Origin of the sequence: Luteibaculum oceani, assembly GCF_007995015.1 — a bacterium.
GTDB lineage: Bacteria > Bacteroidota > Bacteroidia > Flavobacteriales_D > Luteibaculaceae > Luteibaculum > Luteibaculum oceani.
On record NZ_VORB01000017.1, the window covers coordinates 1 to 6,466 of the forward strand.

The window sequence follows — 6,466 nt, forward strand, 5'->3', positions numbered from 1 at the left end:
AAACGGGACAAGGTGCATTGGTTTCTTCCCAAATGAACTGGTATTCACCCGGCTCGGGAACAAAGGCAAAGGTTTTCGATTGCTTGTTATTGGAGAAGGTAAAAGAACCGTCTGAAGGCAGTCGCCAAGCTCCTTTTCCAAAGGAAGGGGTCGCATCGAGTTGGGTGAAACTTCCACACACTTCAATGGGACTGGGCCCTGCATTGGCAAAGGGTTGTTTTTTAACTACAACACGTACTGATCCATCGAGTACCAGCCCGCCACAATTGGCACCTTCATCGCGAATGGCGTTGATTTGATACAGTCCTCCCTCGAATACATTGAGTTGGAAACTGTTGTTATTGGTCACTACGGGATTTCCAAAAGGAGTACCGTTTTTAAGGAATTCTATGCGATAAGGTCCCGTTCCGCCGGTAATGGCTACGTTGATTTGAGTAGAAGAACCTTCACAGATGTTAATTTCATCGGGATCGGTAATTGAAACGCGTGGAAGATCGAATACATTAACGGCTATGGGCGTATCGAAATTCAGCTCACAGGTATTGGCATTGCCATCAGAAAGTCGCGTAAAGCGATACACGGTGTTTTCCAATGGGTTTAGCGGTAGCGATCCCGAATCGGGCAAGAAGCTGTAATCGAGCACCGAAGTCCCTTTGGAGTTGGTAGCGGTTCCTTGTAGTCTAAAGGGCCCGTTACCGGTAAATTCAAAGCCAAGTTCAAAGATATCGCCCTCGCAGATGTCTCCACCCAAACTGCTAAAGCTAACAGCAGGTTGTGGACGGAAGATAATCGGCGTACCATCTCCAACCGATACACAGGTATCAATGGGGTCGATTCCGCCACCTAGGCGATCTCCTGCAATAGGAGAAATGTAATAGGTCTTGTTGAACTCTAGCGCAGGGAAATAATCGAAGGAAGGAAACTGGTTAGAATCTAAACGCTCTCCCAAAACGATACCTGCTCTATCGTGAAGGATGTAATAAAGCGTGTCTTCGGGCTCCAGGAAAGAATTGGATACGTTAGGCACCACCGCGGTTTCATATTCACAAAACTCCAGTGGATTTATATCCATAGTACCGGCAAAAGTGGCGCACTCACAGTATTTTCTTGGTCGACGGTTAAATACAGCCTCTACATCCGGACAGTTTGATCCATCGTAGAAACGATAGGAATATTCCACTCCGTTTGGAAGAGTATCTAAACGGTGAACCGCACTAGGAGCTGACGCTCCAGATTTCACCAGATTGCCATCTACAAAAAGATCGTACTGGTAGTTGGTTCCATCTCCACCAGAGAGTTCAATAACGGGTGTAAATCCAAGGAAAGAGATTCCATCGGGATTGAGGATACAGTCTTCTTCGATGAGTTTTGCTACGATGGGTTCGAATACGCCCACTTCGATGGCTGCAGGTTTTACGATAGGACAACGCAGAGAGCTATTGTCTATCATTCGGGTTACCGAAAAGGTGGTGATATCAGAAAGCGGTTGAGAGAACTGATAGGAATTAATTACCGGTAGCTCGTTAAGCGCAGGATAGGTATTTCCGTTGCCATCGGAGATTTCAAGATCGAAAGGACCGTTTCCAACCATAGTAGCGGTAATGGTAACAGCAGAATCTTTACAAAGAATAGGGAAATCCGCTGAGAAGGTAAGCTCTGGAGCGGCAATAACACGAACGGTAGCCAATGCCGAAGAATCGATACAGGCTTTTTTTCCTTTGATGGTATAGTCGAAAGTAAAGGTCTGTTCGTTAGGATTATTGGGCGTGTCTATTCCTCGGAACAGCTGTCCATCTAATCCACCTGAATTATCTAAGTCGGTCCAGGTACCACCTGTTTCTGGGTTGTCGTTAAGTACCGTGAGCAGGGTAAGGGGAATCCCCGATTCACAAATGATGGTATCTCCGTTAGAACCTGCATCGGGTTGGTGATGGATTTGAAGGTTGACATTGGAGGAGTCGGCTGGACAACCTGCAACGGGAACTTTGTAGTAGAAAAAGTAATTGCCTTCGGGAACGAATCTAGGATCAACGATACCGGTATTGATTGCAAAAGCTGCTTCTGGCACTCCGTCGTAGTTGGTCCAAAATCCACCTGAAGTAACATCGTTTCCTAGGTAGGGAAATAGATCCAGAGGATTTTCGGTATCGCATAGCGTGTCAATAGCATTTTGACCTAAAAAGGGAAGTTCGGTCACGGTAACATTCACCAAAGCGGAGTCTTTTCCACAGAAAATATCTTGGGTGTAAAGAAACTGGTAATCACCGGCAGGAATCCCGCGGTTATCGAAAAGAGAACCCGAAAGATTAGCGGGGTTACCGCCAAGGATAGTCCAAACCCCACCAGAAAGCTTTAGTGAATCGGTAATGAGTTGATTTAAATCGAAGTCTTTGTAGATGTTACAAAGCAGAGTGTCGCGGTGGGAGAGAGGTACGGGGTTTCTTCCAACAAAAGGAGCTATGGTATCCACTCGGGAACAACCTGCAAGGGAGGTGGAGGTGAGTAAAAAGGTGTCTTGTTCGGTAACCCGAATTACGCTTTCGCCTTGACTATTTGGTGGGCTAATCAGGTTGGTATTGTTAGACCAGCTGTAATCTACAAAGTTGGCAGAGGAAACGTAGATAGACCAGTTGAGCAGCTGGCCAGTGTAGAGCGAAGTACGGTCGCCCACGGTAAGTTTCCAGTCTCCCGAAACCGAGGATCCTATACCGCCAGAGGGGAAAGACCCACCCTCGGGTAAGAATGCACCAGTGTAGGGTGCTTTGGCATTTTGAATGGGAGTAGAAGCCGAAGCTGAAAAACAGGTTTTTCTCAAGTTGGCCCGTCCATTGCTATTAGGGTTGGTAAGTAGGGGGTAGACAATATTTTGGGGTGAGATTAAAAAGAGCTTTACATCTTCTATGTACGGGTGTTTGAGGTTAACGCAGACTGAGTCTATGTTGCCCGGTACGGGGTAAGAAGGGGCAATGTTAATGGTAGAAACCAATGCTGAATCGGCGGAGGCGAGGGTGCCATCCCAGTTTTCTGGTACTCCTAAATCGGGAATGGAAAGCGGGAAGGGATCTGAGCTATAGTACTGCACTTGCACCGAATCTAGGGCCGATTGCATCGGGTGTTGTACTAAAATATCGCTGGGGCTACAAACAGAATCTGGGAAAGAAAGATTAATCGCAATATGTTCTACTTGGACTTGTTTCTCGGCAAAGAGGAAGCAGGCATTACCGCTTTGAATGCGCAGAGTAATGGTGTAGGTGCCAGCTTGAGCATAAAGGTGCTTAGGATTTTTCAGCGTGGAGGAAGTACCATCTCCAAAATCCCAGAAATAGGAGAGGTCTTCGGGTTCGAGAAAAGTGAGCAGATCAACCGAAGGGCGAAGGGTATCCCCCGAACAAAGATTAGAAGGCCCTCGAATTTCTATTTCTGCGCATTGGTCGCAGAGGGAGGGGATGGTGTCGAGGGAGAGGGCGCCTTCAAAGGATACAGATTTTGGTTTAAAGGCATTTAGCTCGAAATGATACTCAGTGTAAATCTGTTTAGAGGTGTTATTTGTGATTTTTATACCCTTGGAGTTTAGATTTGAATTGTATTTGTAAACTGTAAAATCGGATAATTGATTTTGATATTTGGGAAAGTTGTTAAGGGGTTTGCCATTTAAGGAAATCTTATCATCCATTGTGTTTCCTTCTATATAAATAAGTGCCAAGGAACTTTTTATTGAACTCTCAAAACGAATTGGAGAAAAGAATGAAGTATTGCTCCAAGTAGATGAAGGTAATAACAAGGAGATTTCATGATCAACAATTTGATCTTGATTAAAACTTTTTGAAAGAGATATTACTTGGATAGGTTTTTTCGATATGATTGTAATTGGCGAAGGTTGACCCCATTGAGGTAAATTGTTTGGTAACTCTATTAGAAATGATGAAAACCCGGAAACGCAGTTTGGATTTCCAGGGATAATTGTTTTGATAATAGAATCTGAATAGGTAATTAGAATCGAGTCATTACAATATCCAACTATTTGAATGAAGTTGTTATTATTTTTTACATCTGGAGTATTACAAATTCTTTCCGGGTTTATAACAGAATCTCTCGAAAAACCTTGATTAAAAAGGTATTTAGTACCCCAAAAATTTATGGGTAAAAGTTGAGCACATGTTAATTCACTACCTCCACTATTCCCAATATTCAGGATAAGGTCTCCATAAATTCCAGCTACAATTGGTTTGGATGAAGAAATGTGATTCTCCGCCAAGGTTTTACAATTCAAATCCTTAAAACCATACAGATCCTTGCAATTGGATACGTTTTTCCAGTAGAATACTTCACCTTTATTAAGGGTTAATTTATAATTTGAAGCTTGACCATTGGATGTATAATCAATTCGTATATCAGTTGAATCTTGAGATGCAACCACATAGCCAATTAAATTTCCTTCCGAAATATTTCGGTTTTCACAATTGATAGAATTGGAGATTCCACCAAGATGATAGGAATTTCCTAGGGATGAAATAGGAAAAGCCCTCAATCCATAACCATCATAAGCTCCAACTTGACTTATAACGATGGGCTTAGGTGAATTGAAATGAATGGCTTTATTATCTTTTTTTGATTGATTTGGCAAGGAAATTGGTTTATTGAATGAACCATTGCCATTTATAAAATTCGGTACCTTAACTTCTGTCCGTATTCCAGGCTCAACCTTAACATATCCTTTAATTTTTAGTGAAGGAATAGACCATTCCACTGAATCAATGCAATACGCGGATTCAATGAAAAAGGAATTGCTTAATCCAGATGGTGCTGATGGAGCAAAAAGGGGTAAAATAAACTGACGTCCTTCAATTTCTTGCCCACTTATTTGTAAACAAATAAATAATCCTATCAGAAAGGAAAAGCGCATTCTCAATTAGATATAGCCCATGGATGTTTCTCCATGGGCCTAAAATTAAATTAATTAAATGGGTTGGGCCTCAATTATTGGTTGGTAGTTTACAGTTCCTAAATCTCTTAAATTATAAGCTTCATCTTTGTTAGAAGTGTAGGTTATAACTGAAGTTTTGTGGTTAACATTTTGTTCAACATTATTTGATCCATACCAAAAATGGTTGGAAGAGTTGTCTTCCCTGTAATGAAAATAGCCCTCTAAGTTGTCAACGTGGTGATTGTTTTCTCCCCTTACAACAAATGTTTCTCCTTCAATATCAGCAGGCTTTTGAGACCGATTAATTCTGCCAATATTCCCGATTACAAAATCGCTTCCTACAGAAATATTCCCATTATTATAATTTAAATTATATCCCTTTATTTCGCCTTCGCTAAGAGACCAGGTTATTAGGTTGTTCTCATCGGAAGAGATTCTATACCAGGTGCTATTAATTGTTGAAACTCCAGAAAGAAGATTGCTTGTTTCATTCAAGGTATATTTATTTCTAGAAGCGATTCTTTTGTAATCCAACTCGAAGTAGTATAAATCACCACCGGATCCATTCCCATTTGTCATATATATAATGTCTGTTGTATTAATTACGCTTAGGTCGCTTTCCGTTAAAGACACGTCATGTAACGCCGTTTTTATCGTAGTAATATCTGCCATAAGTGGAGGTATTTCACCTACATTAATAAAGATAATTTGTGGTCTATTAGTGATGGGATTGGTAGGGAGTTCACCCAAACGCTTAGTTAATTCATAAATACTACCGACTTCACCCTTAATCGTACCATTTTGAAGGGCGTCACCCAAAGCATCAATGTCCAGGGAAACATAAAGATTATTTTGGTGAATTATAAAAATGGAACCATTATAACCTAATGTAACCGCTCTGGGGTTAACAACAAGGAAGTCATCAGAAGGGTTGTTCTCATCCTTAAATACAACACATTCAAATTTTGGTACATAATTGTATTCGGTGGATGTGACACCATCCCCTTCTTTTAGATCAACAGATGTAATATAGTAATTAGGCGTAGCCTCATAAATTCCTAGAACAACATTTCTACCTGACGTGCGGTATTGAGCGGGTTCAACGATTGGGTCAACAAAACCATTGGATTTTATTTGATTAGGATTATCAATTACAAATTCGTCTAATTTTTCCTTGTTACAAGCAGTTAAAAGGCAAAGCGCTGCAAAGAGGGATAAAACTTTTTTCATGATTTAGGTTTGTTTAAAATTTGAGCGAAATCACAAAAAAAAAAAACAAAAGTTCAAAAAATGATGTTGCGGAAAGTTGGAATCTTAATTATGGGTTAATAAAGTTTAAGTGTAGTTGTAGATTTAGGGTGATAGGGATGAAGGGATGAACTGATGAATTGATGAAGGATGAACTGATGAAGGATGTGTCCCGTCCTGAAAAAAGTTGACAGGTTTATTTTTAATTCCTGGTTAAAGTTAACGATTGATTTTTATTCCTAAAAAAGGTTGTCAGCGGGTTAATAATTCCGTCGTGTATTTCCGATGGAGTTT

General features: G+C 41.0%; 2 protein-coding genes. Both read right to left on the minus strand.

Annotated features, from left to right (window positions below; all coding sequences use genetic code 11):
- Window positions 1–4,903 (minus strand): PKD domain-containing protein (locus FRX97_RS12070; RefSeq protein WP_147015480.1); only part of this gene is annotated, 4,903 nt, incomplete at its 3' end.
- A gap of 54 nt (window positions 4,904–4,957) precedes the next feature.
- Complete coding sequence (locus tag FRX97_RS12075; protein WP_147015481.1) at window positions 4,958–6,154, minus strand: hypothetical protein; 1,197 nt, start codon at window positions 6,152–6,154, stop codon at window positions 4,958–4,960.
- Window positions 6,155–6,466: the final 312 nt, after the last annotated feature.